The following is a 26,340-nucleotide window of genomic DNA, read 5'->3' as shown; positions in this document are numbered from 1 at the left end:
GCCTGCCACAATGGCTCCATTGCCGGAGTGAATAGTGAGAGCCCCCGCCCCATCCTACCCGCATCCCGCGCGGCTGATCCTTATTTTGTCGCTCGCACCAACGGTCGGTCTCGGCATCGGCCGTTTCGCCTATTCGCTGGTGCTGCCGGACATGCGCGACTCGCTGGCCTGGTCCTATTCGGCCGCCGGCTTCATGAACACGATCAATGCCGCCGGCTATCTGGTCGGCGCGCTGTTCGCCTCGCGCCTGATCCAGCGCTTCGGGCTCGCCGCATCGGTGCGCTGGTCTACGGTGGCTTGCGCGCTATCGCTGGCGCTGTGCGCCCTCTCCGGCAATTTCGCCGTGCTGAGCTTCGCCCGCCTGCTGGTCGGCTTCGCCGCCGCGATCGGCTTCGTCGGCGGCGGCGCGCTCGCAGCAACGATCGCGCAATCACGGCCGGAACGCGCCAACTTCCTGCTCAGCCTGTTCTATGCCGGACCGGGCGTCGGCATCCTGGCATCCGGCCTGATCGCGCCGTTCGTGCTCCAGGGTTTTGGCGCGGGCTCATGGTGGATCGTGTGGTGGGCGATGACCTTGCTCTCCGCGATCATGACGGTGCCGCTGCTGCTGGCGCCATTGCACGCCAATACTGCCGCCGGCGGCATCGTGCGGACCAAATTCGCTGTGATGCCGGTCCTGATCTACCTCGCCGCCTATTTCCTGTTCGGCGCCGGCTACATCGCCTACATGACCTTCATGATCGCCTATGTCCGCGACGGTGGCGGCGGCGCGGGTGCACAGAGCGCGTTCTGGAGCCTGATCGGCGTCAGCGCATTCGTCACCCCTTGGGTCTGGCGGCGGGTTTTGGCGCTCGACCGCGGCGGGCTCGCGACCACCATCATCCTCGGCGTCAACGCACTCGGCGCGGCCCTCCCGATCTTCGGGCATTCGCCGCTGCTGCTCGCGATTTCGGCACTGGTGTTCGGCGTCGCGTTCTTCGCCGTGGTCGGCTCGACCACCGCCTTCGTGCGTCTCAATTACCCGCCGGAAGCCTGGCCGACCGCGATTGCGGCGATGACCATCGCCTTCGGCATCGGCCAGACGCTCGGGCCGATCGTGGTCGGTGCGATCACCGATGCGGTCGGCAGCCTGTCATTTGCGCTGAATGTCTCGGCAGCAATGCTGGCGCTGGGGGCGGCGCTGTCGGCGTTTCAGAGGAAGGTCGGGCCTTAATGACCACTCGTCATTCCGGGGCTCGCGAAGCGAGAGCCCGGAATCCATCGTGACGCAGCGCATGCGGCCAAATGGATTCCGGGCCTGCGCCTTCGGCGCATCCCGGAATGACGAGGGGACGACAGAGCGTTAGCTCCCGCTGAACGAATTGTAGCCCTGGTCTTCCCAGTAGCCGCCCTTGTAGTCATTGGTGACTTCCATCGAGAGCACGTATTTCGGGTTCTTGAAGCCGAGCTTGGTCGGCACCCGGATCTTCATCGGGAAGCCGTAGGCGCGCGGCAGGATCGCGTCGCCGAATTTGAAGGTCATCTGGGTCTGCGGATGCAGCGCCGTGCGCATGTCCAAAGGTGAATTGTAGCCGTCCTTGTCGGCGCACTGGAACCAGACATATTTGGCGCGCGTGTCGGCGCCGACCAGCTTGAGGAAATCGCGCAAGGGCGTGCCGGTCCAGCTGCCGATCGCGCTCCAGCCTTCGACGCAGATGTGGCGCGTCACCTGCTTGACCTGCGGCAGCTTGTACAATTCGTCGAGCGTCCACGATTTCTTGTTCTCGACCAGCCCGCGCACCTCGAGCTTCCAGTCCGCGCCTGCGATCTCCGGCGCATCGTCGAGATCGTAATAGGCGTTGAACGGGAACGGCTTGGTGATCATGCTCTCGGGGAAAGTCGGCGCCAGCGCATCCGGATTGAACATCCAGGCCTGCACCGCGTCGTTGAACTTCGAGACCTTCTTCAGCAATTCCTCCGCCGAGGACGAATCGACCACGTCGCAGCCGGTCAGCAGCGTCAGCGCACCGAGGCTGGTCCCCGCCGTGATGAAGCGGCGGCGTGTCAGCTCCGGCATCGTCTTCACCGCATCACGCACGAGCAGCTTCTTGTCGACGCCGGGGACCAGGAGTTTGCGAAGACGACCCATGACACTCTCCCTCAACGTCCGATGATCATCGCGCGCAGGCTCTTCGGCACCAGCAGCGCGAGCGCGACATGGATCACCAGGAAGGCCACGATCAGCGCCATGCAGGTGAAGTGGACATAGCGGGCGATGTCGTAGCCGCCGAACAGCGACACCAACCAATGCAACTGCACCGGCTTCCACATCGACAGGCCGGACAGCACGATGACGACGCCGACGGTGATGATGCCGGTATAGAGCAGCTTCTGCACCGAATTGTACTTGCTGAGATCGTCATGCGACAGCTTGAAGGTCAGCGCCGCCTTGGTGTCGGCAATCACGCCGCCCGGGGTGATCGGCAGCAGCTTCTTGCGGAAGCGGCCGGTGGCGAAACCGAGCGCCAGATAGATCAGGCCGTTGACCATCAACAGCCACATCGCGGCGAAGTGCCAGAGCAGCGCGCCGCCGAGCCAGCCGCCGAGCGTGATGTTCCGCGAGAAGGTGAAGCCGAACAGCGGTGAGGCATTGTAGATCTGCCAGCCGGACATGATCATCAGGATCATCGCGAATGCGTTGATCCAGTGCACCATGCGTACCCAGACCGGCTGGATCAGCTTCGCGGGCGCCGCGGTCTCTGCCTGGTGGTCGCTGACGGCAAGGCTTGTCATGGAATGTCTCTGCTCGTGGTCGTTACCGGCTTATACGCCCGGAACCGGCGTTCCGTTACGGGGTCGCGCATCATCAGTTCGATATACGCCACTCCATCTGGTCACAAAAATGCGAGCCGGGGCGAGGCTCCGGCTCGCTGTTTCGTCAGGCGTTCAGGGACTAAATCGGCCCGCCGGGTGTTAGGTCGCCGGCATCAGCACGGTGTCGACCACATGGATGACACCGTTCGACTGGTTGACGTTGGAGATCGTCACCATCGAGGTGCCGCCCTTGGCATCGACGATCCAGACCTTGCCGTCCTGCTTCTTGACGGTCAGTTCCTCGCCCTCGGCGGTCTTCAGCTTCTTGCCGTCGGTGAGGTCGGAGGCCTCGAGCTTGCCCGGCACCACATGGTAGGTGAGTATCTTGGTCAGCGTCGCCTTGTTCTCGGGCTTGACCAGATTGTCGACGGTTCCGGCCGGCAGCTTGCCGAACGCGGCGTTGGTCGGCGCGAACACCGTGAACGGACCCTTGCCTTCCAGCGTGCTGACCAGGCCTGCGGCCTTCACCGCGGCGACGAGGGTGGTGTGGTCCTTCGAATTGACGGCGTTCTGGATGATGTTCTTGGACGGGAACATCGCAGCGCCGCCGACCATCACGGTCTTTTCCTCGGCACGGACCGGCGCCACGACAGTGGCAGTGATCGCGAGCGCGCTCAAGGTGGCGGCGGCGAGATAGGCAATACGCTTCGACATGGTTCGTCTCCGATGAGGTATCCAGCCGGCGAGGCTTCGCCGGCGATGAAGGGGCAACAACGGCGCGTGTTGATTGATGTGAGCGTCGTCGTTGGCCTGAGCTACGGGAGGTTTTCCGGGCGGTTTCCGGAAATAACTCTTTGTGATTCCTGAAACCGGTTGGCGCGCGCTCCGTACATGTGGCGCTTCACGCAGCCGTTGCGCATTCCATTCGACGGAATGGACGGGTGCGCCGCCGCGAGCAATTTGCTTGCCGCCGTTGTTCGATTGGTTCAGCCTGAGATTGCGGTGCAGCTTCACAACGGGCGGTAGTGGGGAGAAGCAATCATGAGCAGCATCACGGCTGACGGCCGCGCCACGCCTATCGTGAACGATGCCGGCAGCGACATCGGCCCGCTCGAGCAGAAGCATCTGCAATACGCCAACTATCGCGCGGTCGCAGACACCACCGAGATCACGAAAACCCATTGGCACATCGCCACCGCCAACGCGCTCGGCTGGGGCTTCGACGGCATGGACGGCGTGATCTTCGCGCTGATCTCGCCGATGGTGATCAAGGAATTCCAGCTGAGCTTGCCGGAATACCGCTCCGGCATGCAGATCGCGCTGTTCGTCGGCATCGCCGGCCTCTATTTCTGGCCGTGGCTCGCCGATCGCTACGGCCGCCGCACGCTGCTCGCGGTCAACATCGCGCTGTTCTCGCTCCTGATGCCGGTCGCGGCGCTGTCGCCGACCTTCACGGTCTTCGTGATCGCGCGCTCGCTGTTGTTCTTCGCGCTGAACGGCGAATGGTCGCTCGGCTCGATGCTGGTGGCGGAGACCTGGCCGGCCCGGCTGCGCGGGCGCATCATCAGCATCACGCGCTCGGCCTGGTGCCTCGGCGCCACGCTCGCCGGCGCGATCACCGGGCTGGTTGCCGCCAATTACGGCTGGCGTATCGCCGTGATGGTGCCCGGCGTGATCGCGCTGCTCGCGATCTATATCCGCTCCACCTGTCCGGAATCGCCCTATTGGGTACGTTCGCAGGATCGCAAGCGGCGCATCTCGGAGACACTGGCGCGCGGCGGCACCGTCAGCGGCGATGACAGCGCCTGGTTCGGCAAGGCCAAGTCGGTCGGCATCCGCCAGGTGTTCATGCCCGACGTGCTGCCTTCGACATTGGTGGCGCTGTTCGTGGCCTGCGCCAGCACCTGCATCTACGGCACGGTCGGCGCCTGGATGCCGCTTTACCTCTCGACCGAGAAACATTGGTCGACCGCGGAATACAGCCTGTTCTACGTGTTCTACGGCCTGTGCGGCTTCCTTGGCCTGTGCCTGGTCGGCTGGCTGATCGACAAGATCGGCCGCCGCCGCACCTTCATCGTGACCCTGATCGAGGGCGCGATCTTCATGACGCTCTGGGTCTATTCCGAGGACCGCGTCCTGCTGTGGGCGTTCGGGCTCGCCTGGTGTCTCGGTTTCCTCGGCTTCTGGGGCCCGAGCACGACGCTAACTGCGGAGATCTTCCCGACCCGCATCCGCGGCGCCGCCAACGGCGTGGTCTGGGCGATCGCCTATTTCGTCGGCTTCGTGCTGTTCCCCTTCGTCTCGATCGCGCTGCAGCAGCACACCGGCTCGTTCGCGCTGTCGTTCCTCTGCATCCCCGTGCTGATGATCGCGATGGCGGTCGGCGTGTTCCTGTTCGTGCCGGAGCATTCCGGCAAGGAGCTGAACGAGATCAGCGAGTGAGGCGCCGGTAGACCGTAGCCCGGATGAAGCGCAGCGAAATCCGAGGCCGCTGTAACCACGGATGGGCCTGCCCCGGATTACGCTGCGCTGCATCCGGGCTACGCACTTCAACCTCCCCTTGAAAAGGGGAGGTCGCTTTGCTCGCCAGAGCAAAAGCGGGTGGGATCCGCTCTCTCTGTAGACGGCATTGCCTGCGGCTGACCCCCATCCCGACCTTCCCCCTTTCAGGGGGAAGGAGAAGACAGATGGTAGCCCGACCTAATCCCTGTTCGCCGGGGTCTGAATAAATCCGCGATTATGCGTCGGGCTGATCAGGATCTCGTTCATGCAGACCCGCGCCGGCATGCCGGCGACGAAGGCGATGGTGCGGCCGCAATCCTCCGGCTGCAGCATCCTGGCCTGCTCGGCTTCGCTCGGCACCACCGGCCGTTGCTTCAGGATCGGCGTTGCCACCTCGCCCGGCGACAGGCAGCAGGCCCGCAGGCCGTTGACGCATTCGTCCATGTTGAAGGAATGGGTCAGCGCCAGCACCGCGTGCTTGGTCGTGGTGTAGGCCGGGCCCGGCATCTTCGAGACGTGGCGGCCCGCCCAGGAGGCGACGTTGATGATGCAGCCGTCCTGCTGCTTGCGCATCGTCGGCAGCACCGCGCGCATGCAGTAGAGCACGCCGTTGAGGTTGACCTCGACCAGCTTGTCCCAGCCTTCCAGCTCCATGTCGGCCCAGCTGCGCTTCGGCACGTTGATGCCGGCGCTGTTGACCAGGAGGTCGATGCGGCCGTGTTTGCGGACGATCGTCTCGGCGGCCTTGTTGACGTCGGCCTTGTTGCTGACGTCGAGCGGGATCGCCTCGGCCTTGCCGCCCTTCTTCGTGATGTTGGCCACCACGCGGTCGAGCTCTTCCCTGCGGCGGCCGGAGACCACCACCGTCCAGCCGTCCGCAGCCAGGAATTCCGCCCCGGATTCGCCGATTCCGGTGCCGCCGCCGGTGACCCAGGCCACGCGTTTCCCATTATTTGTCATGCAAACTGTCTCCGTTGCTTTCCGAAGGGCGTTTTTGCTAATCCAACCGGACCTTTACCGGCGCTTTCGCCCCTCAGGGGATGTTGCATGAACACGACCACCAACGCCAACCTGTTTTCCCGCCTGTTCGACGGCCTCGACGACCCCAACCGGCTGGCCATCGAGCAGCTCGACGGCAGCCGCATCTCCTACGGCGATTTGATCGCGCGCGCGGGCCAGATGGCCAACGTGCTGGTGGAGCGCGGCGTCAAGCCGGGCGACCGCGTCGCGGCGCAGACCGAGAAGTCGGTCTCGGCCCTGGTGCTCTATCTCGCCACCGTGCGCGCCGGCGGCGTCTATCTGCCGCTCAACACCGCCTATACGCTGAACGAGCTCGAGTACTTCATCACCGACGCCGAGCCATCGCTGGTGGTCTGCGATCCCTCCAAGCTGGACGGCATCAAGGCGATCGCCGCCAAGGTGGGCGCCAAGGTCGAGACGCTCGACCCGACCGGCAAGGGCTCGCTGACCGAGGCAGCCGACAAGGCGCCGAAGGAATTTGCCACCGTGCCGCGCGGCAATGACGACCTCGCCGCGATCCTCTACACGTCGGGCACCACCGGCCGCTCCAAGGGCGCGATGCTGTCGCACGACAATCTGGCGTCGAACTCGTATTCGCTGGTCGACTACTGGCGCTTCACCGACAAGGACGTGCTGATCCACGCGCTGCCGATCTATCACACCCACGGCCTGTTCGTGGCGAGCAACGTGACGCTGTTCTCGCGCGCCTCGATGATCTTCCTGCCGAAGTTCGATCCGGACGCGATCCTGAAGCTGATGGCCCGCGCCACGGTGATGATGGGCGTGCCGACCTTCTACACCCGCCTGTTGCAGAACCCCGGCCTCAACAAGGACGCAACCAAGCACATGCGGCTGTTCATCTCGGGCTCCGCGCCGCTGCTCGCCGACACCCATCGCGAATGGTCGGCTCGCACCGGCCACGCCGTGCTCGAGCGCTACGGCATGACCGAGACCAACATGAACACTTCCAACCCCTATGAGGGCGATCGCGTGCCCGGCGCGGTCGGCTTCGCGCTGCCCGGCGTCTCGGTGCGGATCACCGATCCCGAGACCGGCAAAGAGCTCGCGCGCGAGACCATCGGCATGATCGAGGTCAAGGGCCCGAACGTGTTTAGGGGTTACTGGCGCATGCCGGAGAAGACCAAGGCCGAATTCCGCGACGACGGCTTCTTCATCACCGGCGACCTCGGCAAGATCGACGGCAAGGGTTACGTCCACATCCTCGGCCGCGGCAAGGATCTCGTGATCTCCGGCGGCTTCAACGTCTACCCGAAGGAAATCGAGAGCGAGATCGACGCCATGCCCGGCGTGATCGAATCCGCCGTGATCGGCGTGCCGCATGCCGATTTCGGCGAAGGCGTCACCGCCGTTCTGGTTTGCAGCAAGGGCGCCGATATCAGCGAGGCCTCGGTGCTGAAGGCGCTCGACGGGCGGCTCGCCAAATTCAAGATGCCCAAGCGCGTCTTCGTCGTCGACGAATTGCCGCGCAATGCGATGGGCAAGGTGCAGAAGAATATTTTGCGGGATGCGTACAAGGATATCTACGCAAAGGGATGAAGCCGGAAGAACGTCGTGAGGGGTAGATGGAGCGGGAGCAGGCTATCCAGATTAACGATCAACTCGTCATCGCGCACGAGGCGATGAAGAAGGCTCGAATCGCGATTGCGGAGCTCGGAAAGCAGGAGCGGCTTGAATTGGATGGCCCGCTTTATGACCTCCTACTCGAGCTGGAATGGCAGGTGATGCTGCCGCTCTACGAACAGTTTCGCGACCTGATGAAGCTGGAGTTGCACGAAGAACTCCCTGCTCCGAGCTCCGAACTGAAGTGGAGCGACGTGCGTCTTCCCCGCGAAGCTACGGAAGCTACGCTGGACGACATCATCATGTCGGCCCTGACATCACGATGGCAGAAGGTCGCGATGATTATAGGGGTCGCGTTGAAAGACTGCGAGAAACTGAAATTGCCGATAGCTTCTGAAATGATCGGAGCACGCTTGCGCTTCCTGTCCCACGCCGGTCGGATCGAGGGCGTCGGAGACCTCCGACGGTGGGGTCACAGCGAAGTACGGCTGAAGGATGAGCCGATCAGCGCCCTCCAACGAGGCTGATCACGAACCGTCCGCCGACAATGAAAAGATAGGCCCCGAACGCCACCTCCAGCGCACGCTTCGACAGCGCGTGGGCCACCTTGACCCCGAGCGGCGCGGTGACGAGCGTGGTCGGCATCACCAGCAGCGCGCCGATCAGCGAGACGTAGCCGAGTGCGAACGGCAGTTGCAGCGCCGTGACCTCAGGAAAGCGCGCAGCTGCGGGCCAGCCGGCATAGACATAGCCGAGTGCGCCGGGGATCGAGATCAGCACCGCGAGCGCCGAGGAAGTCGCGACCGCCTGATGGATCGGCCGGCCATAGAAGGTCATAAAGAGGTTGGCGAACAGGCCGCCGCCGATGCCCATCAGCGTCGACAGCAGGCCGACGAAGAAGCCATAGACGCGCATCAGAAATCCCTTCGGCACATCGTCGCCGAACTTCCAGGTCTCGCGCGCCAGCAGCAGCCGCGCCGCCGCCGACCAGGCCACCACGACGAACACGATCTTGAACAGCCGCTCCGGCGCAAAGCGCGCGGTGACGCTGCCGGCGGCGACGCCGATCACGATCGGCAGCCACCAGCGTTTGAGGATCTCCATGTCGACCGCGCCGCGGCGATAATGGGCGCGAAACGAGCTCAGCGAGGTCGGGATGATGATCGCGAGCGAGGTGCCGATGCAGAGCGGCATCCGCACCTCGAGCGGCACGCCGGCGAGGCGAAAGCATTCATAGAACACCGGCACCAGGATCGCGCCGCCGCCGATGCCGAACAGGCCGGCGAGAAAGCCGGACAACGCGCCGACCGCGATCAGCAGCAGCGCAAGCTCAAGCAATTCCCTGGGATCGAGGCCGGCCATCATATCCTTCGCAGTGTCGACGTACGGCCGCACCACCCGCCGCCGCCTTCACGGAGATCAATAGCCCCTTTTGGGATTCGGGAGTATCTATGCTGTTGAGCAGGCTCTCTTGCGAAATGCGGAAGGATCGAGCTTGGACCAGCTTGCTGCGATGGCGGCCTTTGTCCGCGCGGTCGAAACCGGCAGCCTGTCGGCGGCGGCGCGGTCGCTGCCGAGCTCGCTGACCTCCGTCAGCCGCCAGATCAGCGCGCTCGAGGAGCATTACGGCACCCGCCTGCTGCTGCGCACCACCCGCCGGCTCGCACTGACCGACGACGGACGCATCCTCTACGAGCGCGCGAAATCCGTTCTCGGCGAGGTCAGGGAAATCGAGGCGGCGCTGGCACGCGATCCGCATCAACCATCGGGCCGGATCCGTGTCAGCTCTCCGGGCCTGATCGGGCGGCTCGTGATTGCGCCGTTGCTGGTGGAATTTCTGCGCCGCTATCCGGCTGTTGCCGTCGACCTGCTGTTGATCGACCGCGCCGTCGATATGGTCGAGGAGGATATCCATCTGGCCATTCGCATCGGGCGCCTGCGCGATTCGCAGCTCGTTGCACGCAAGCTCACCGATCTGCAGATGGTCGTGTGCGCATCACCTGACTATCTGGCGCGGCGCGGCGAGCCGCGGACACCGGATGAGCTTTCGTCGCACGACTGCCTGGTGTTTTCCGATTCGCCTGGCAGCGCCGAGTGGCGCTTTGCCGACGGCACGAAGACGGGTCGCAAATTCCGCATATCCGGTCGGCTCTGGATGAATAGCCTCGAGGCACTGGTCAACGCAGCGCGGGAGGGCGCGGGCATCGTCCGGGTGCCGTCGTGGCAGGTGCAGTCCGATCTTTCGAGCGGCGGCCTGCGACGCCTGCTGTTGGATCATGAGCCGGCCCCGACGCCGCTGCATGTGATGCTTCAGCCGTCACGCCTCGCATCGCCTAAGATCAGGGCATTCGTCGATTATCTGGTGGAACAATGGGGTGGAATCGACGCCTTCCGGACTCCGTCCGCGCGCCGCTAAACGCGCCAACCGATCTTCGGGTTTCTGATTCATTCTTTGGTTCACTCGACCTTGCATCTGGTATACCACACTGCGGATCAACCAGAATTCGGCAACTCTAACAATGAACTTCGGTTCGACCGAAGGCTATTTGGCCGTTGCACGGGCTGATCCGACTCCGTAAATAGAACTCCTCTACCGCGTTCCCCGATGGGCCGGCCGCGGTCCCTCACACCATGAAGCCCGCCGATGACCGCCAGGATCGAACGACCGCTTTCACCCCATATTCAGACCTACCGGTGGACGCTGACGATGGCGCTGTCCATCGTTCACCGCGCCACAGGTTTGGCACTCTATTTCGGCACCCTGCTGCTCGCCTGGTGGCTGATCGCGGCCGCCTCCGGCCCGACCGCCTACGCCAACGTGCAGGCCTTCACCGGCAGCGCGATCGGCAAGCTGATCGTGTTCGGCTACACTTGGGCGCTGATGCACCATCTGTGCAGCGGCATCCGGCATTTCGTCTGGGATCTCGGCTACGGCTTCAAGGCCAATGAGCGCGAAGCGCTGACCTGGGGCGCCGTGGTCGCCGGCATCGTGCTGACCGTGCTGGTCTGGATCATTGCCTATGCGGTTGGAGGTGGACGATGAGCGGCCCCTCTTCGATGCGCACGCCGCTGGAGCGCGTCCGCGGCCTCGGCTCTGCCCATACCGGCACCGGCGATTTCTGGCGCCAGCGCCTCACCGCGGTCGCGATGACGCTCCTGATCGTTCCCGTGATCGTCGTGGTGATCATGCTGATCGGCCGCAACCATGCCGGCGCGGCACAGATCCTCGGCTCGATCCCGATCGCCATCATCCTGCTGCTCTTCATCGTCGCCAGCACCTGGCACATGAAGATCGGCATGCAGGTCGTGATCGAGGACTACATCCATAACGAGAAGCTGAAGATCGCCAGCGTGATGGCGAACAACTTCTTCTGCGTCGCGGTCGCATTGGCCTCGATCTACGCAATCCTCAAATTGTCGTCGGGAGTATAACCCATGGCCGGTGAAGGAAACGGCAAGGCCACCAACGGCAGTGGCCCGGCTACCAATGGCAAGGCCTATCCGATCCAGGACCACACCTACGACGTCGTCGTGGTCGGGGCCGGCGGCGCGGGCCTGCGCGCCGTGGTCGGCTGCTCGGAAGCGGGCCTGCGCACCGCCTGCATCACCAAGGTGTTCCCGACCCGCTCGCACACCGTTGCGGCGCAAGGCGGCATCTCGGCCTCGCTCGGCAACATGCATCCCGACGACTGGCGCTGGCACATGTACGACACCGTGAAGGGGTCGGACTGGCTCGGCGACCAGGACGCGATCGAATACATGGTGCGCAACGCGCCCGACGCGGTCTACGAGCTCGAGCATTGGGGCGTGCCGTTCTCGCGCACCGAGGACGGCAAGATCTATCAGCGTCCGTTCGGCGGCATGACCCTGGACTACGGCAAGGGCCAGGCGCAGCGCACCTGCGCCGCGGCCGACCGCACCGGTCACGCCATGCTTCATACGATGTACGGCCAGTCGCTGCGCCACGCGGCCGAGTTCTTCATCGAATTCTTCGCCATCGACCTGATCATGGACGACCAGGGCGTCTGCCGCGGCGTGATCGCGCTGAAGCTCGACGACGGCACGCTGCATCGCTTCCGCGCCCAGACCACGATCCTGGCGACCGGCGGGTATGGCCGCGCCTATGCGTCCTGCACCTCGGCACACACCTGCACCGGCGACGGCGGCGGCATGGTGCTGCGCGCGGGCCTGCCGCTGCAGGACATGGAGTTCGTCCAGTTCCATCCGACCGGCATCTACGGCTCGGGCTGTCTCGTCACCGAAGGCGCCCGCGGCGAAGGCGGCTATCTCGTCAATTCCGAGGGCGAGCGCTTCATGGAGCGCTACGCGCCGTCGGCCAAGGACCTCGCCTCGCGTGACGTCGTCTCGCGCGCGATGACGATCGAGATCCGCGAAGGCCGCGGCGTCGGCAAGAAGAAGGATCACATCTTCCTGCATCTCGATCACCTCGATCCGAAGGTGCTGCATGAGCGGCTGCCGGGCATCTCCGAATCGGCGAAGATCTTCGCCAATGTCGACGTCACCCGCGAGCCGATCCCGATCGTGCCGACCGTGCACTACAACATGGGCGGCATCGCCACCAACTATCACGCCGAGGTGCTGACCAAGCGCAACGGCGACGACAATTCGGTGGTGCCGGGCCTGATGGCGATCGGCGAAGCCGCCTGCGTCTCGGTGCATGGCGCCAACCGCCTCGGCTCCAACTCGCTGATCGACCTCGTGGTGTTCGGCCGCGCCGCCGCGCTGCGCCTTGCCGACAAGCTGACGGCAAACGCCAAGCAGCCGGAGCTGCCGAAGGATTCGGCCGACCGCGCACTCGGCCGGCTCGATCACTTCCGCTACGCCTCCGGCGGCACGCCGACCGCGAAGCTGCGCGACAGCATGCAACATGTGATGCAGAACAATTGCGCGGTGTTCCGCACCGGCGACGTGCTGCAGGAAGGCCAGAACCTGATCCACAAGGTCTATGGCGGCGTCGGCGACATCTCTGTGTCGGACCGCTCGCTGGTGTGGAATTCCGACCTGATCGAGACGCTGGAATTCGACAATCTGATCGTGCAGGCGATCGTGACGATGGATTCGGCGGCGAACCGCACCGAGAGCCGCGGCGCGCATGCGCGCGAAGACTTCTCGGCGCGCGACGACAAGAACTGGATGAAGCACACGCTGACCTGGATCGATCCGGCCGGCAAGACCGCGATCGATTATCGTCCCGTCCACGACTACACGATGACCAATGATGTGCAGTACATCCCGCCGAAGGCGCGGGTCTACTGAGAACGAAGGCGAGCAAGCATGGTTGAATTCGCACTTCCGAAGAATTCGAAGATTTCCGGCGGCAAGACCTGGCCAAAGCCGGCCGGGGCCACCGAGACGCGCGAGTTCCGGGTGTATCGCTGGAACCCGGACGACGGCAAGAATCCGAGCGTCGACACCTATTATGTCGACACCCATGATTGCGGTCCGATGGTGCTGGACGGCCTGATCTGGATCAAGAACCACATCGATCCGACGCTGACCTTCCGCCGCTCCTGCCGCGAAGGCGTCTGCGGCTCCTGCGCGATGAACATCGACGGCCAGAACACGCTGGCCTGCACCAAGTCGATGCACGACGTGGGCGCCGGCGGCGCGGTGAAGGTCAATCCGCTGCCGCACCAGCCTGTGGTGAAGGATCTCGTCCCCGACCTGACCAATTTCTACGCCCAGTATGCCTCGATCGAGCCGTGGCTGAAGACCACGACGCCGACGCCGCAGAAGGAGTGGAGGCAGAGCCACGAGGACCGCGAGAAGCTCGACGGTCTCTACGAGTGCATCCTGTGCGCCTGCTGCTCGACCTCGTGCCCGAGCTACTGGTGGAACAGCGAGCGCTTCCTCGGTCCCGCCGCGCTGCTGCAGGCGACGCGCTGGGTCACCGATTCCCGCGATGAAGCGACCGGCGAGCGGCTCGACAATCTCGAGGATCCGTTCCGCCTCTATCGCTGCCACACCATCATGAACTGCGCCAAGGCGTGTCCGAAGGGCCTCAACCCCTCGGAAGCGATCGCCGAGCTCAAGTTCAAGATGGTCGAACGCCAGATCTGATCCGACGCAGCCGCGGCTGGCGCTATGATAGGCGGCCAGCCGCCGCGGGGCGGATCAGGATATCGGCACCGACCGCATCGACCGCCGATCGATCGAGGTCGAGCACGACATCGACGATGCTGTGATCCTCCGGATCCATCGTGACGGTGAAGCCGAGATCGCGGCACATCCCGATCATCGTGGTGTTCTCGGTCAGCACCTGGCCGGACAGCCGCTTCAATCCCTCCGACCGCGCATAGTGGATCAGGAGCTGCATCAGCGCCCAGCCGAGCCCTTTGCCCTTGAGATCGGACTGCAGCAGGATCGCGTATTCGGCGTTCTGGTACAGCGAGTCCGAGTGCAGCCGGACCGCTCCCATCATCTCGCCGGTGCCCGGATCGAGCGCCACAAAGGCCATCGCGCGCGCATAGTCGAGCTGGGTGAGGCGCGCGATGAAGGCGTGCGAGAATTCCTTCATCGCGTGGAAGAAGCGCAGCCTGAGGTCTTCGGCGGTGACGCGCTTGAAGAACTCGGCGACCATCGGCTCGTCCTCCGGTCGCATCGGGCGCACCGTGACGCGCGAGTCGTCGCGTAACGCCAGCTCGCCCTCCCATTGCGACGGATAGGGCCTGACCGCCAGTCTGGTTTGACCGGCGAACAGCTGCGCCGGCTTGCGGATCGCCACCCGCGCATCGAGCGCGAGCACGCCGGTCTCGTCCGCCAGCATCGGATTGATATCGAGCTCGGCGACCTCAGGAATGTCGGCCGCCATCTGCGCCAGCTTGACCAGGGTGAGCGGCACCAGTTCGGCCGGGACGGCGGGCACATCGCCATAGCCGCCGAGCAGCCGCGAGACACGCGTCCGCCCGACCAACTCATGGGCGAGATTCATGTCGAGCGGCGGCAGCGCCACCGCCTTGTCGTTGATCACCTCGACCGCAGGGCCGCCGCGGCCGAATACCATCACCGGGCCGAAGGTCGGATCGTCGGCGATACCGAGGATCAGTTCGCGCGCCGCACGCCGCACGATCATCGGCTGGATCGTGACGCCTTGCAGCGTCGCATCCGGCCGCGCGCTTCGGGCGCGTTCGAGCACCGTCCTTGCCGCTTCGACGACGCTGTCCTTGGTGCGCAGGTCGAGGATCACGCCGCCGACATCGGATGCGTGCCTGATGTCGCGCGAGAGCACCCGGACCACGATCGCGCGCCCCTCGGCGAGGAACGGCAGCGCCTTCTCGGCGGCGTCCTCGGCACTGTCAGCGACGACCGTCGTCACGATCGGAATGCGATAGGCCTCGAACAGCGCGACGATCTCGGCGGGATCGAGCCAGGCGCGCCCTTCCGACAACGCCTTCACGACCACATGCCGCGCCGCGGCCGTCTCCGGCGTGAACACCGATGCGACGCCCGGCGGGGTCGCCGCGAGCGCCGTGGAGGCCTCGCGATAGCGCACCAGATACATGAAGGCGCGCACCGCATCGTCCTCGGTCGGGAAATGCGGGATGCGCGCCGCCTCGAAGATCGCGCCGGTGCGCTCGTCGGCGCCGACCCACGCCGCAAGCACCAATGCCGCGACCGCACTCCGCTTCGTCCTGCGGTCACGCACGCACTGCGCCACCGCTTCGGCAATGCCCTTGGCCGGCGCCACCGCGGTTTCGACATTCGCGACCAGCACTGCGTCGTTATTGGCGTCATCGAGCAGCGCGTTGAGCGCCACCACGTAACGGGCGGCATCGGCATCGCCTGCGATGTCGACGGGATTGGCTGACGACCAGCCCTGCGGCAGCAACTCGTCGAGCCGCGCAATGGTCTGCGGCAGCAGCGTCGCGGGAACGCCGCCGAGTTCGGCCAGCCGATCGGTGGCGAGGATGCCGAGCCCGCCGCCATTGGTCAGGATCGCAAGCCGGTTGCCGCGCGGGACGAAGCCGCGGCCGAGCAGCTCGGCGCAATCGAACAGTTGGCGAAGATCGTAGACGCGCAGCATGCCGGCGCGGCGGAACGCGGCGTCATAGACCGCATCGGAGCCGGCCAGCGCGCCGGTGTGGGTCGCGGCGGCCTTTGCCCCCTCCGCCATCCGCCCCGACTTGACGACGACGACCGGCTTCATGCGGGCCGCGGCGCGCGCCGCCGACATGAACTTACGCGCGTCCTTGACCGCTTCGAGGTAGATCAGGATCGCGCTGGTATGATCGTCGAGCGCGAAATAATCCAAGAGGTCGGCGACGTCGACATCGAGCTGGTCGCCGATCGACGCGATGCCGGAGAAGCCGAGCCGCCGCTCCGCCGCCCACTCGATCATCGCCGACGCGACCGCGCCGGACTGCGAGATCAGCGCGACATGGCCCTCGGACGGTTGATGCGAGGCGAAGCTCGCATTGAGCTTCGCGCGCGGCACCATGACGCCGAGGCAGTTCGGCCCGACCAGGCGCATGCCGTGCCGCCGCGCCGTCTGCTCCACGATCTCCGCGAGCGAGCCTGCGCCGTGGCCAAGGCCGGCCGACAGGATCGCGGCGCCGGCAACGCCGGCGAGCCCCGCCTCCGCCACGATCTCCGGAATCGCTGCTGCCGGTGCGCTGATGACGACGAGATCCGGAACGAACGGAAGCGATTTCAGGTCGGCAACGGTGGGCTCGCCATCGACGTCCGCGTAGTGCCGGTTGACGACGCCCAGCCTGCCGGCGAAGCCGCTCGCCTTGAGGTTTCGCAGCACCGCCGCGCCGAGCGACGACGGCCGCGGGCTGCCGCCGACGATGGCGATGCTTCGAGGCGAAAATACCCGCTCCAGGCCGAACGTCGACATTGCGTGGTCTCGCAGGGAACCCGTGGATGCGCGAGAGGCGCCCCCGAACGAACTCTACTTCGTCGCCCGCCCGGTTGCACCCATTGCCGCCGCGACAGAACGCGACGGCCCGGCTAATGCAGCCCCAGCGCCTGCGCCAAATTGAAGGTCAGGAAGCTCGCGACATAGGCCAGCGCGAGCATGTACAGGAACGTCACCACCATCCACTTCGCGCCGCCGGTCTCGCGGCGGATCACCGCGAGCGTCGAGGCGCATTGCGGGGCGAAGATGTACCAGACCAGCATCGACAGCGCGGTCGCCAGCGTCCATTTCTGCGCCAGCACCTGGCCGATCTGCTCCGCCGCCTCCTTGCCGCCCTCGATCGAATAGACGGTGCCGAGCGCCGCGACCGCGACCTCGCGCGCCGCCATGCCCGGGATCAGCGCCACCGCGATCTGCCAGTTGAAGCCGATCGGTCGCAGCAGCGGCTCGAGCGCGTGGCCGATCATCGCGGCGAAGCTGTAGTTGATCGCCGGCCCCTCGGCGCCGGCCGGCGCGGTCGGGAACGAGGCCAGGAACCAGATCAGCACCATCATCGAGAGGATCGTGGTGCCGGCGCGATACAGGAACATCTTCGCGCGATTGAGCACGCCGATCGCGATGCTGCGCAGCCGCGGCACCTTGTAGTCGGGCAATTCCAGCATGAACGGCGCCGGCGCGTGGTCGCGCCAGAGAAAGAACTTTGCGATCGCCGAGACCGTCAGCGCGCTGGTGATGCCGGCGGCATAGAGGCCGAACATCACGAGCCCCTGCAGATTGACGAAACCCCACAGCGAGGTCGACGGAACGAAGGCCGAGATGATCAGCGTATAGACCGGAATCCGCGCCGAGCAGGTCATCAGCGGCGCGATCAGGATCGTGGTCAGGCGGTCACGCCGGTTGTCGATCACCCGCGTCGCCATGATGCCGGGAATGGCGCAGGCAAAGCTCGACAGCAACGGAATGAAGGCGCGGCCGTGCAGCCCGGCGCCGCCCATGATGCGGTCCATCAGGAATGCGGCGCGCGCCATGTAGCCGAAATCTTCCAGCAGCAGGATGAACAGGAAGATGATGATGATCTGCGGCAGGAACACGATGACGCTGCCGACGCCCGAGATGAGGCCGTTCTGCAGGAAACTCTGCAACAGGCTCCAGCTTTCCGGCAGCAAATCGTGGATCAGCTGCCCAAGCGCGGAGAAGCCGTCCGACAGCAATTCCATCGCCGGCTGCGCCCAGGTGAACACCGCCTGGAACATCACGAACAGGATCACGGCCAGGATCACGAGACCCCAGACCGGATGCAGCACGACCGAATCGATCCGGTTGGTCAGTGTGTCGGGCTTGGTCGGCAGCGTGACGGCTGCCGCGATGATGCGGTCCGCCTCGCGCTGCGCCGCCTTGAGGTCGGCGATCGTCGGCGCCGCCCACTCGCTGGCCGCCGCCTCATGCGACTTCGCCAGGAATTCGTCGGTCCGCTTCAAGAGCTCGTCGACACCGCCCTTGCGGACCGCGACCGAGGTCACGATCGGCAGGCCGAGCTCCTGCGACATGCGATCGAGATCGATCGTGACGCCGCGGCGCCTCGCGATATCGATCATGTTGAGCACCAGCATCATCGGCCGGCCGACGCGCTTCAGCTCGAGCACCAGCCGCAAGGTCAGCCGCAGATTGGTGGCGTCCGCGACGCAGAGCACGAGATCGGGCACCGGCTCGCCGTCGAAGCGGCCGAGCACGATGTCGCGGGTGATTTCCTCGTCCGGGCTGCGGCCGCGCAGCGAATAGGTGCCGGGCAGGTCGAGCACCGTCACGCTGCGGCCCTCCGGCGTGACGAAGCCGCCGGATTTGCGCTCGACCGTGACGCCCGGATAATTGGCGACCTTCTGGCTGCTGCCGGTCAACCGGTTGAACAGCGACGTCTTGCCGGTGTTCGGCGCGCCGACCAGCGCCAGGCGCAGGGATGCAGTTGTCATTTGACGATCACGGCCATGGCTTCGCTCCGGCGCAGCGCGATCGTGATGTTGTCGACGCGCACCGCGATCGGATCCCGTCGGATCGTGCCTTCATGCAGGATTTCCACGCGTGCGCCCTCGACAAATCCCATCTCCACCAGGCGCTGCTCGAGCTCCTGCGGAGAGAGCGATGAACCCGTCACGAGCGCATCGAGCCTGATGATTTTTCCGACAAAACCGCGATCCGCATGTCCGAGCCGGATGTCCCGTAAGTTATCCTGGGAGGAGTTTGGATCGCCTGTCATGCGGCCTGTGTTTCAGCAGGTAGTCACAGGGTCAAGCATTTGCCCGTGAGTGGTTTTAGAACTCCTAAAAACAGTGCCCGCGATCGTCATCCCGGCCGATTTTCCGCTTGACCGCCGCGCCCTCGCTAACGAGGTCGTGATCCCGCCGGGCGGCATCGGCCCGGCCGGCACAATTGGGTTGGCCACGCGGGCGGCATTGCCCCTCCGCGGCGGGCCCGAGCGCGGACCGGCTGCCGGCCGATCGCTCTGGACACCCTTTCGCTGCCTGCGGACGGCGGATCGCCATCCGGGTCGGGGTTTCGCTTCCTCCGGCGCGACGGTTTGCGTTAAGGTCCGCAAGAAGCCGGAGCGCCCGTGCCGACCGCACACCGCAATTCGCTGAGACTGCTGCAATGGATGATGGCCGCTTCGCTGGCCCTTCCGCTGGCGCTGTTCGTGTTTGCTTCCGCGATGTCCCGGATCTCGACCAGAGAGGCCGCCGACCAGGAAATCCAGCGCACGCTCGACGTCGCCCACGAGCACGCGCTCAAGGTGTTCGAGACCATCGACCGCAGCCTGGGCGAGATCACTGAGGTCGTCCGCGGCATGAGCGACGCCGACATCGCCGCGCGCGAGAAGAGCCTGCACGAGCGGCTGCGCCGGGTCGCCGACACGCTCCCCCAGGTGAAATCGATCTGGGTGTTCGATGCCAACGGCCATGCGCTGGTCAACAGCCTGGTGCAACCGGCCCCCGACATCGATTTCTCGGATCGGGATTACTTCCGCATCCACGCCGAGCGCGACATCGGCACCTATATCGGCGAGGTGCTGACGCCGCGGCCACCCTATCAGGGTGCGCGGTTCTTCAGCGTCGGCCGCCGCCGCAACAACGAGGACGGCAGCTTTGGCGGCGTGATCCAGGCCTCCGTGCTTCCGGAATATTTCGAGAATTTCTACGCCAAGATCGGCCGCGAGCCCGGCAGCTTCCTGGCGCTGATCCGGACCGATGGCTCGATACTGGCGCATTTCCCTGTCATCGACCACGACGCCAGGTTTGACCCGAGCGGGCCGCTGGGGCGACAGGTCGTCGCCAATCCCGAGACCGGCGGCATGACGATCCGTTCCCCGGCCGACGGTATCGAACGGCGCATGCGCTATCAGCGGCTGGCCGAATACCCTATCTATGTCAGCGCCGGGCTCGAAACCTCGGCGATCCAGGCGCGCTGGATCTCGACCATGGCGCAGCACCTGATCTTCGGCATACCGGCCACCGCGCTGCTGTTTGGCCTGCTCGCGCTCGCCTTCCGGCGAACCGAGCGCCTGCAGGAGGAGGCCGACCGGCGCATCGAGGCCGAGGACGCGTTGCGGCATGGCCAGCGATTGGAGGCACTCGGGCAACTCACCGGCGGCGTCGCGCATGACTTCAACAATCTGCTCACCGTGATCCGCGCTTCGGTCGACATGTTGCGGCGGCCGGACTTGCCGGAGGCGCGGCGGCAGCGCTACATCGATGCGATCTCCAACACCGTGAACCGTGCCGCCAAGCTGACCAACCAGCTGCTCGCGTTCGCGCGCCGGCAAACCCTCAAGCCCGAGGTGTTCGACGTCTGCCAGAATGTCCGCACCCTGAGCGAGATGATCACCACCCTGATCGGCTCGCGCATCGAGATCACAGCGCAGGTGCCGGACGAGACCTGCCTCGTCAACGCCGATGCCGGCCAGTTCGAGACCGCCATCATCAATATGGCGGTGAATGCGCGCGACGCGATGGACGGCGTCGGCCGGCTCACGATCGCGGTCCGCGCCGTGAAGAATTTGCCGTCCGAGGCGGTCACGCCGCCGAGCCCGCACGGCCATATCGCGGTGTCGGTGGCCGATACCGGCGTCGGAATTCCGCAGGAGCTGTTCGGCCGCATCTTCGAGCCGTTCTACACCACCAAGGAGGTCGGTCACGGCACCGGCCTTGGCCTGTCGCAGGTGTTCGGCTTCGCCAAGCAATCCGGCGGCGAGGTCACCGTGACCAGTGAAGTCGGCAAGGGCTCGACGTTCACGCTGTATCTCCCGCGTGTGGTCGGCAGACACAACGCACAATCGCCGCTCACGGAGGATGCGCCTTCGATCGATCAGACCAGCGCGTCGGTCCTCATCGTCGAGGACAATGCCGAGGTCGGAAAGTTCGCCGCCGACACCCTGACCCAGCTCGGCTGCACCTGCGTTCTGGTCGAGAACGCAACCCACGCGCTGGAAGAGCTGGCCGTCGACCCCGACAGGTTCGACCTGGTGTTCACCGATGTCGTAATGCCCGGCATGAGCGGCATCGAGCTTGCGGAGGAGATCCGCCGGCAGCGGCTCGATCTGCCGATCGTGCTTGCCTCCGGCTACAGCCAGGTGCTGTCGCAGCAGGGCAGCGGCGGCTTCGAGCTGTTGCAGAAGCCGTATTCGGCCGAGCAGCTGGCGCGCGTGCTGCACAAGGCCACCCGCTCGCGCCGGCTGAAGCGGGACCAGGCGCCGGCGTCGTGAGGTGATGGCGTGCGCGCGCCACAAACGCGATGTCGTCCCTGCAAAGCAGGGACCCATAACCACAGGATCGGGCTGTTGAGTAGGCTGTGGCTCCAGCGACGCCTGATGACGACCATTCGTGGTCATGGGTCCCGGGTCGCGCTGCGCTCGCCGGGACGACACCGAATATTTGGCTCCGCCGGTGAGTCATATTCTGTCGCGCCGCGTCGGAACAACATCGGAACCTTCTGATTTCCCTCGCGTTGTCGCGCTATGGGCAAAGCCGAGGCAAAATCCAGATCGTCGAACAGGCCCTCGCCGGCGAAGGCCAACTCGGCCCGGAAAGCCAGTGCGACGCGCAGCGATACCGAAGACAGCGACGCCGCACCGGGCGAGGCTGGCGACAAATCCGAATTCGTCGAGATCATTGCCGAAGACGGCGAGCATGTCGAACCGCCGCCGCCGGAAATTATCGAACCCGATCCCGAACTGTCGCCCGAAAAGGCCGAACAAGCGCGCAAGGACTATTTGCTGACGCGATTCTGGATCACCGCGCGCGGCTACTGGGGCCAGAGCGGCGACCGGCTGGCGTGGCTGTTCACGATCGGCCTGCTGCTGCTGATCGTCGCCAATGTTGCCGTGCAGTACGGCATCAATGTCTGGAATCGCGCGATCTTCGATGCGATCGAAAAGCGGGATTCGGTCAGTGTCTTTCACCTGACTGCCATCTTCTTTCCGCTCGCGATCGGCAGCGTGCTGCTGGGCGTCGCCCAGGTGTTCGGCCGCATGGGCATTCAGCGGCGCTGGCGCGCCTGGCTGACCAACGCCGTCGTCTCGCGCTGGCTGGCGAACGGCCGCTACTACCAGCTCAATCTGGTCGACGGTGATCACAAGAATCCGGAATACCGCATCGCAGAGGATCTGCGGATCGCAACCGACTCGCCGGTCGACTTCATCGCCGGTGTGACATCGGCGCTGCTGTCCGCCGTCACGTTCATCGTCGTGCTCTGGACGATCGGCGGCGCCTTGACGCTGACGGTCGGCGGCTCCTCCGTCAGCATCCCGGGCTTCCTGGTCATCGCCGCGATCATCTATGCCGCGATCGCGTCCGGCTCGATCATGGCGATCGGGCGCCGCTTCGTGCAGATTTCGGAGGAGAAGAACCAGGCTGAGGCCGAATTCCGCTATGTGCTGACCCGCTTGCGCGAGAACGGCGAAAGCATCGCGCTGCTCGGCGGCGAGGCCGAGGAACGCGATGGCATCGACAAGACGTTCTCGAACGTGTTGCGGCAATGGGCGCGGCTCGCCGGGCAGCACATGCGCACGACGCTGGTGTCGCAGGGATCGAATCTCATTGCGCCGGTGGTGCCCTTGCTCCTGTGCGCGCCAAAATTCCTCGAGGGCAGCATGACGCTCGGCCAGGTGATGCAGGCAGCCTCCGCCTTCACCATCGTGCAGACCGCATTCGGCTGGCTGGTCGACAATTATCCGCGGCTCGCCGACTGGAACGCCTGCGCGCGCCGGATCGCCTCGCTGATGATGTCGCTCGACGGGCTTGAACGCGCCGAGACCGGTGACGGCTTCGGCCGCATCAAGCGCGGCGAGACCGGCGGCGAGGCCATGCTGAGCCTCAACGACCTCTCCGTCACGCTCGACGACGGCACGGCCGTGGTCGGCGAAACCGAGGTCGCGATCGAGGCCGGGGAACGGCTGCTGGTCGCCGGCGAATCCGGGACCGGCAAGAGCACGCTGGTCCGCGCCATCGCTGGCTTGTGGCCCTGGGGCGGCGGCAGCGTCAGCCTGCATGCGGACCGCCGCCTGTTCATGCTGCCGCAGAAGCCCTACGTGCCCTCGGGCACGCTGCGGCGCGCAGTGGCCTATCCTGGCGCGGCGGAGGACTGGAACGTCGATGAGATCGGCGACGCCCTGCACAAGGTCGGCCTCGACCATCTCAAGGAGAAGATCGAGGACGACGCGCCATGGGACCAGACGCTGTCCGGCGGCGAGAAGCAACGACTCGCCTTTGCCCGCCTGCTGCTGCACAGCCCCGACATCGTCGTGCTCGACGAGGCGACCTCGGCGCTCGACGAAAAGAGCCAGGACAAGATGATGGAAATGGTGACGACGGAATTGCCAAAGGCGACCATCGTCAGCGTCGCCCATCGCGTCGAGCTCGAAGCATTCCATAGCCGCAAGATCGTGCTGGAGCGCCGCAAGGGTGGTGCGAAGCTGGTCAGCGACGTCGACCTGATCCCGCGCAAGGGCAAGCGAAGGCTACTCGGACGCTTCCTGCGGCAGCGGCGAAGCTCCACCAAGGCGTCGGACAAGGCAGCATAACGGGCGTTGGCGCTCCGATCAAAACCGGCTATGCATGCCGCGCTTTCGATGAGGCCATGCGTGATCCCGAGCAACGACATTTCGCCGCCGCCGTTCGGCGCCCTGGCGCCCAATGCGGCGCAGGCCGCCATCATCCGGCTTGCGCATGGCAGCGGATTGAAGCGCGGCGCGTTCCGGCCCTGGCTGTCGCGGCTGGTCAATCTGTTCGGTTCGGGACCGCTTGATGTGACCTATCAGGGCGCATCGTTCCGCTTCTATCATCAGGCGAGCGCGACCGAGCGCGGCGCACTGTTCAATCCCGATTACAATCTGGAAGAGCTCGCCTTCCTGCGCCGGCATGTCGGCGCCGGCGGCACCTTCGTCGATCTCGGCGCCAATGTCGGCACCTATGCGCTGGCGCTGGCGCGCGATGTCGGGCCCAATGGCAAGGTGATCGCGATCGAGCCGCATCCGATGACGCATGCGCGGCTCAAATTCAACACACAGGCCTCCGGCTACCCGCAGGTGCGGCTGGTTGCAGCCGCCGCAGGTCCGACCGAAGGCGAGCTGATGATCGAGACCGACGGCGACAATCTCGGCGCCAGCCACATCGTCACCGGCACGCCCACGGGCAATGCGTTCAAGGTGCCGTCGCTGCGGCTGCAACGCATCCTCGAAGAGGCCGGCGCGACCAGCGTCGATGCACTGAAGATCGACGTCGAGGGGTTCGAGGACCGCGTGCTCACCGGCTTCTTCCGCGACGCGCCGGAGCAGCTGTGGCCGCGCGCGGTCGTGATCGAGCATCTGTCAAAGGACGAATGGACCGACGACTGCATTGCGGACATGCACACGCGTGGTTACGTCGATCAGGGCCGGACGCGGAGCAACACGCTGCTTGTGCGCGGTTGAGGTGTAACCGCGGCCCAGGTCGGCCGCACCGGACGACGGACTTGCGTTCTCCTTTCCCTGAAAGAAGACGGACCGTAGCCCGGATGCAGCGCAGCGAAATCCGGGACCAGACCATCCGCGGCTAGAGCAGCCCCGGATTGCACTGCGCTGCATCCGGGCTACATCTTCATTTCCCCTTTCCAAGGGGAGGTAAAACGAGAGCGCGGATGCCAATGCGGCACAACGAGGGAAGCTCGCAATGATCGACCCTATCGGCTTTTCGGTCTCCGACTACGAACGCGCGAAGACGTTCTACCAGACGGCGCTGGCGCCGCTCGGTTACGGCCTGATCATGGAAGTGCCCGCGGAAGTGACCGGCCACGCGCCTGCGGCGGGCTTCGGCGCCAACGGCAAGCCGGACTTCTGGATCGGCGGCGAAGGCGCGATGAACAAGCCGGTGCATATCGCGATCATAGCCAAGGACCGCGCCACCGTCGACGCCTTCTACAAGGCTGCGATGGCGGCCGGCGGCCGCGACAACGGCGCGCCCGGCATTCGCGCGCATTATCACCCGAACTATTACGGCGGGTTCGTGCTCGATCCCGACGGCCACAACATCGAGGCGGTCTGCCACACGCCCGGATAACGCGCACAGGAACGGCGCAGCGCGCGATTCGTTGTCGCTTCGAGATTCGATGGAGCGATCGATGCGCGCGATGCGACCTGACATCGGCAACAGGGTCTCGATCTAATGCCGATCGAGCCCCCCGAGATTCCCCCGGCGACGCCGGGCACGCCGAGTGAACCACCGCCTGGAATTCCGCCCGGCAATCCGCAGCCGGAGGTTCCGCCGCCGGTGCGCGAACCCGGCGAGCCGGCGCGACCGGACGAGCTGCCCGGCAAGACGCCAGACGAATCACCGGTGCGCGGACCGCCCGGACCAACCGGCCCGCCGCCTGCGACAGATCGCCCGCCGTCCCCTGATTCGCCGTCGCGCCCTGGTTCCAGATCGATTGCGAGTGTGTCCGAGCGTTTCTTCTGAACGCGCAGTGAACAAGCGCACACGCAACCCGTTATAATGTCGAAATAAACTTCGCCGATGATTCGGCGCTCGCCACAATCCGGCCTAACGGCTGGCAATTCATCGTCCTGCCGAATTGTTCGGCTCTGACTTCCTTTCCTTCCTGCCCAGACTTTCCGCCGGGGACTCCAAGATTATGACAAAGCTTCGTCTCGTGCTGCTTGCCACGACTGCGCTGACGGTGATGCAATTCGCCACCTCAGCGTCGCACGCACAAACTTCGCCGCTGGTCGTCGCACAGGCGCAGCCAAAGGAAGAGCTCGGACCTGACGGAAAGCCGAAGCCACGGCCCGCGCCGGGCGCGCCCGCGCATCCGGCACCGCCCGCAGCTGCACCGCCCGCCGCCGCACCGCATCCGCAAGCGCCGCCTCCGGCAGCCGCGCCGCATCCGGCTCCTCCGCCGGCCGCAGCGCCCGCGCGTCCGACACCGCCACCTCCGCCACCAGCCGCTGCTCCGCCGCACCCGACGCCGCCGGCTCCGCCGGCAGCCGCGCCTGCGCGCCCCGCTCCGCCTCCGCCGCCCGCGGCCGCCCCGGCACACCCCGCTCC

22 protein-coding genes and 1 pseudogene are annotated in these 26,340 nt (G+C 65.4%); 14 read left to right on the top strand and 9 right to left on the bottom strand.

From position 1 onward, the window contains the following. The first annotated feature begins 34 nt into the window (after positions 1 to 34). Positions 35 to 1,213 (top strand): YbfB/YjiJ family MFS transporter, encoded by a 1,179-nt coding sequence (locus JQ573_RS32815; RefSeq protein ID WP_212318836.1) that lies wholly within the window; start codon positions 35 to 37, stop codon positions 1,211 to 1,213. 129 nt (positions 1,214 to 1,342) lie between these two features. Here JQ573_RS32815 and JQ573_RS32810 read toward each other — a convergent pair whose 3' ends face one another. The 3 genes from JQ573_RS32810 to JQ573_RS32800 all read right to left on the bottom strand — a co-directional run bounded on the left by JQ573_RS32810 (position 1,343) and on the right by JQ573_RS32800 (position 3,507). Further along, on the bottom strand, positions 1,343 to 2,128 hold the full coding sequence (locus JQ573_RS32810; protein ID WP_212318835.1) for a molybdopterin-binding protein: 786 nt from the start codon (positions 2,126 to 2,128) through the stop codon (positions 1,343 to 1,345). 11 nt (positions 2,129 to 2,139) lie between these two features. Beyond that, complete coding sequence (locus JQ573_RS32805) at positions 2,140 to 2,772, bottom strand: cytochrome b/b6 domain-containing protein (protein WP_212318833.1); 633 nt, start codon at positions 2,770 to 2,772, stop codon at positions 2,140 to 2,142. Between the two features lie 180 nt (positions 2,773 to 2,952). Further along, the gene (locus JQ573_RS32800) at positions 2,953 to 3,507 is read right to left on the bottom strand and encodes a fasciclin domain-containing protein (protein WP_212318831.1); all 555 of its coding nucleotides are present in this window, start codon (positions 3,505 to 3,507) and stop codon (positions 2,953 to 2,955) included. Between the two features lie 327 nt (positions 3,508 to 3,834). On the opposite strand from JQ573_RS32800, the gene JQ573_RS32795 reads away from it, so the two are divergent. Then, complete coding sequence (locus tag JQ573_RS32795) at positions 3,835 to 5,235, top strand: MFS transporter (RefSeq protein ID WP_212318829.1); 1,401 nt, start codon at positions 3,835 to 3,837, stop codon at positions 5,233 to 5,235. Between the two features lie 258 nt (positions 5,236 to 5,493). Here the strand turns inward: JQ573_RS32795 and JQ573_RS32790 are convergent, their stop codons facing one another. Then, positions 5,494 to 6,255, bottom strand: a complete 762-nt coding sequence (locus tag JQ573_RS32790; protein ID WP_212318827.1) for an SDR family oxidoreductase — start codon at positions 6,253 to 6,255, stop codon at positions 5,494 to 5,496. Positions 6,256 to 6,342: 87 nt separating this feature from the next. Between JQ573_RS32790 and JQ573_RS32785 the strand changes: the two genes are divergently transcribed. Further along, positions 6,343 to 7,872, top strand: coding sequence for a malonyl-CoA synthase (locus tag JQ573_RS32785; RefSeq protein WP_212318825.1), 1,530 nt, complete (start codon positions 6,343 to 6,345; stop codon positions 7,870 to 7,872). Positions 7,873 to 7,898: 26 nt separating this feature from the next. After that, complete coding sequence (locus tag JQ573_RS32780; protein ID WP_212318823.1) at positions 7,899 to 8,423, top strand: DUF3658 domain-containing protein; 525 nt, start codon at positions 7,899 to 7,901, stop codon at positions 8,421 to 8,423. Here JQ573_RS32780 and JQ573_RS32775 read toward each other — a convergent pair. After that, entirely contained in the window at positions 8,401 to 9,261 is an 861-nt protein-coding gene (locus tag JQ573_RS32775) for a sulfite exporter TauE/SafE family protein (RefSeq protein WP_212319033.1), read from the bottom strand. The two genes, JQ573_RS32780 and JQ573_RS32775, sit on opposite strands and share 23 nt — an antisense overlap. 148 nt (positions 9,262 to 9,409) lie before the next feature. On the opposite strand from JQ573_RS32775, the gene JQ573_RS32770 reads away from it, so the two are divergent. From JQ573_RS32770 to JQ573_RS32750, 5 genes are all read left to right on the top strand, one after another. Further along, the gene (locus JQ573_RS32770) at positions 9,410 to 10,312 is read left to right on the top strand and encodes a LysR family transcriptional regulator (protein ID WP_249132610.1); all 903 of its coding nucleotides are present in this window, start codon (positions 9,410 to 9,412) and stop codon (positions 10,310 to 10,312) included. Positions 10,313 to 10,540: 228 nt separating this feature from the next. Continuing rightward, positions 10,541 to 10,939: a succinate dehydrogenase, cytochrome b556 subunit gene (gene sdhC, locus JQ573_RS32765; RefSeq protein ID WP_212318819.1), complete on the top strand. Its 399-nt coding sequence runs from the start codon at positions 10,541 to 10,543 to the stop codon at positions 10,937 to 10,939. Between the two features lie 14 nt (positions 10,940 to 10,953). Then, positions 10,954 to 11,328: a succinate dehydrogenase, hydrophobic membrane anchor protein gene (gene sdhD / locus JQ573_RS32760; protein WP_083992366.1), complete on the top strand. Its 375-nt coding sequence runs from the start codon at positions 10,954 to 10,956 to the stop codon at positions 11,326 to 11,328. 3 nt (positions 11,329 to 11,331) lie between these two features. Then, positions 11,332 to 13,173 (top strand): succinate dehydrogenase flavoprotein subunit, encoded by a 1,842-nt coding sequence (gene sdhA / locus JQ573_RS32755; protein WP_212318817.1) that lies wholly within the window; start codon positions 11,332 to 11,334, stop codon positions 13,171 to 13,173. An 18-nt stretch (positions 13,174 to 13,191) separates the two neighbouring features. Further along, a complete protein-coding gene (locus JQ573_RS32750; RefSeq protein WP_050402509.1) occupies positions 13,192 to 13,977 on the top strand; it encodes a succinate dehydrogenase iron-sulfur subunit in 786 nt (261 codons plus the stop codon). Positions 13,978 to 13,999: 22 nt separating this feature from the next. On the opposite strand, the gene JQ573_RS32745 is transcribed toward JQ573_RS32750, so the two are convergent. From JQ573_RS32745 to JQ573_RS32735, 3 genes are all read right to left on the bottom strand, one after another. After that, the gene (locus tag JQ573_RS32745; protein WP_212318815.1) at positions 14,000 to 16,756 is read right to left on the bottom strand and encodes a bifunctional acetate--CoA ligase family protein/GNAT family N-acetyltransferase; all 2,757 of its coding nucleotides are present in this window, start codon (positions 16,754 to 16,756) and stop codon (positions 14,000 to 14,002) included. A 113-nt stretch (positions 16,757 to 16,869) separates the two neighbouring features. After that, on the bottom strand, positions 16,870 to 18,744 hold the full coding sequence (locus tag JQ573_RS32740; protein WP_212318813.1) for a ferrous iron transporter B: 1,875 nt from the start codon (positions 18,742 to 18,744) through the stop codon (positions 16,870 to 16,872). Continuing rightward, the gene (locus tag JQ573_RS32735) at positions 18,741 to 19,028 is read right to left on the bottom strand and encodes a FeoA family protein (protein WP_212318811.1); all 288 of its coding nucleotides are present in this window, start codon (positions 19,026 to 19,028) and stop codon (positions 18,741 to 18,743) included. The genes JQ573_RS32740 and JQ573_RS32735 overlap by 4 nt, the downstream gene beginning before the upstream one ends. A gap of 354 nt (positions 19,029 to 19,382) precedes the next feature. Between JQ573_RS32735 and JQ573_RS32730 the strand changes: the two genes are divergently transcribed. The 5 genes from JQ573_RS32730 to JQ573_RS40410 all read left to right on the top strand — a co-directional run bounded on the left by JQ573_RS32730 (position 19,383) and on the right by JQ573_RS40410 (position 25,752). Then, positions 19,383 to 21,527, top strand: coding sequence for a hybrid sensor histidine kinase/response regulator (locus JQ573_RS32730; RefSeq protein ID WP_212318809.1), 2,145 nt, complete (start codon positions 19,383 to 19,385; stop codon positions 21,525 to 21,527). A 252-nt stretch (positions 21,528 to 21,779) separates the two neighbouring features. Then, positions 21,780 to 23,843 carry an ABC transporter ATP-binding protein/permease gene (locus JQ573_RS32725; RefSeq protein WP_212318807.1) on the top strand — a complete coding sequence of 688 codons (2,064 nt, stop codon included), beginning with the start codon at positions 21,780 to 21,782 and terminating at the stop codon, positions 23,841 to 23,843. A 30-nt stretch (positions 23,844 to 23,873) separates the two neighbouring features. Next, on the top strand, positions 23,874 to 24,731 hold the full coding sequence (locus JQ573_RS32720) for an FkbM family methyltransferase (RefSeq protein ID WP_212318805.1): 858 nt from the start codon (positions 23,874 to 23,876) through the stop codon (positions 24,729 to 24,731). Positions 24,732 to 24,969: 238 nt separating this feature from the next. Beyond that, positions 24,970 to 25,356: a VOC family protein gene (locus JQ573_RS32715; protein WP_212318803.1), complete on the top strand. Its 387-nt coding sequence runs from the start codon at positions 24,970 to 24,972 to the stop codon at positions 25,354 to 25,356. 105 nt (positions 25,357 to 25,461) lie between these two features. Then, positions 25,462 to 25,752, top strand: a complete 291-nt coding sequence (locus JQ573_RS40410; protein WP_249132609.1) for a hypothetical protein — start codon at positions 25,462 to 25,464, stop codon at positions 25,750 to 25,752. A 173-nt stretch (positions 25,753 to 25,925) separates the two neighbouring features. On the opposite strand, the pseudogene JQ573_RS40700 reads toward JQ573_RS40410, so the two are convergent. Next, positions 25,926 to 26,340, bottom strand: a pseudogene (locus JQ573_RS40700) (hypothetical protein); the annotation flags it as partial.

This window comes from Bradyrhizobium sp. AUGA SZCCT0105 (assembly GCF_018129565.1).
Classification (GTDB): domain Bacteria; phylum Pseudomonadota; class Alphaproteobacteria; order Rhizobiales; family Xanthobacteraceae; genus Bradyrhizobium.
This window is presented reverse-complemented; position numbering and strand designations above follow the sequence as displayed.

Coding starts and splice junctions, on each gene's coding strand:
- JQ573_RS32775 (WP_212319033.1), bottom strand. CDS start 9,261: ATGATGGCCGGCCTCGATCCCAGGGAATTGCTTGAGCTTGCGCTGCTG.
- sdhC (WP_212318819.1), top strand. CDS start 10,541: ATGACCGCCAGGATCGAACGACCGCTTTCACCCCATATTCAGACCTAC.
- JQ573_RS32790 (WP_212318827.1), bottom strand. CDS start 6,255: ATGACAAATAATGGGAAACGCGTGGCCTGGGTCACCGGCGGCGGCACC.
- JQ573_RS32740 (WP_212318813.1), bottom strand. CDS start 18,744: ATGACAACTGCATCCCTGCGCCTGGCGCTGGTCGGCGCGCCGAACACC.
- JQ573_RS32745 (WP_212318815.1), bottom strand. CDS start 16,756: ATGTCGACGTTCGGCCTGGAGCGGGTATTTTCGCCTCGAAGCATCGCC.
- JQ573_RS32770 (WP_249132610.1), top strand. CDS start 9,410: ATGGCGGCCTTTGTCCGCGCGGTCGAAACCGGCAGCCTGTCGGCGGCG.
- JQ573_RS32720 (WP_212318805.1), top strand. CDS start 23,874: ATGCATGCCGCGCTTTCGATGAGGCCATGCGTGATCCCGAGCAACGAC.
- JQ573_RS32750 (WP_050402509.1), top strand. CDS start 13,192: ATGGTTGAATTCGCACTTCCGAAGAATTCGAAGATTTCCGGCGGCAAG.
- JQ573_RS32785 (WP_212318825.1), top strand. CDS start 6,343: ATGAACACGACCACCAACGCCAACCTGTTTTCCCGCCTGTTCGACGGC.
- sdhD (WP_083992366.1), top strand. CDS start 10,954: ATGCGCACGCCGCTGGAGCGCGTCCGCGGCCTCGGCTCTGCCCATACC.
- JQ573_RS32735 (WP_212318811.1), bottom strand. CDS start 19,028: ATGACAGGCGATCCAAACTCCTCCCAGGATAACTTACGGGACATCCGG.
- JQ573_RS40410 (WP_249132609.1), top strand. CDS start 25,462: ATGCCGATCGAGCCCCCCGAGATTCCCCCGGCGACGCCGGGCACGCCG.
- JQ573_RS32725 (WP_212318807.1), top strand. CDS start 21,780: ATGGGCAAAGCCGAGGCAAAATCCAGATCGTCGAACAGGCCCTCGCCG.
- JQ573_RS32805 (WP_212318833.1), bottom strand. CDS start 2,772: ATGACAAGCCTTGCCGTCAGCGACCACCAGGCAGAGACCGCGGCGCCC.
- sdhA (WP_212318817.1), top strand. CDS start 11,332: ATGGCCGGTGAAGGAAACGGCAAGGCCACCAACGGCAGTGGCCCGGCT.
- JQ573_RS32780 (WP_212318823.1), top strand. CDS start 7,899: ATGGAGCGGGAGCAGGCTATCCAGATTAACGATCAACTCGTCATCGCG.
- JQ573_RS32800 (WP_212318831.1), bottom strand. CDS start 3,507: ATGTCGAAGCGTATTGCCTATCTCGCCGCCGCCACCTTGAGCGCGCTC.
- JQ573_RS32715 (WP_212318803.1), top strand. CDS start 24,970: ATGATCGACCCTATCGGCTTTTCGGTCTCCGACTACGAACGCGCGAAG.
- JQ573_RS32810 (WP_212318835.1), bottom strand. CDS start 2,128: ATGGGTCGTCTTCGCAAACTCCTGGTCCCCGGCGTCGACAAGAAGCTG.
- JQ573_RS32795 (WP_212318829.1), top strand. CDS start 3,835: ATGAGCAGCATCACGGCTGACGGCCGCGCCACGCCTATCGTGAACGAT.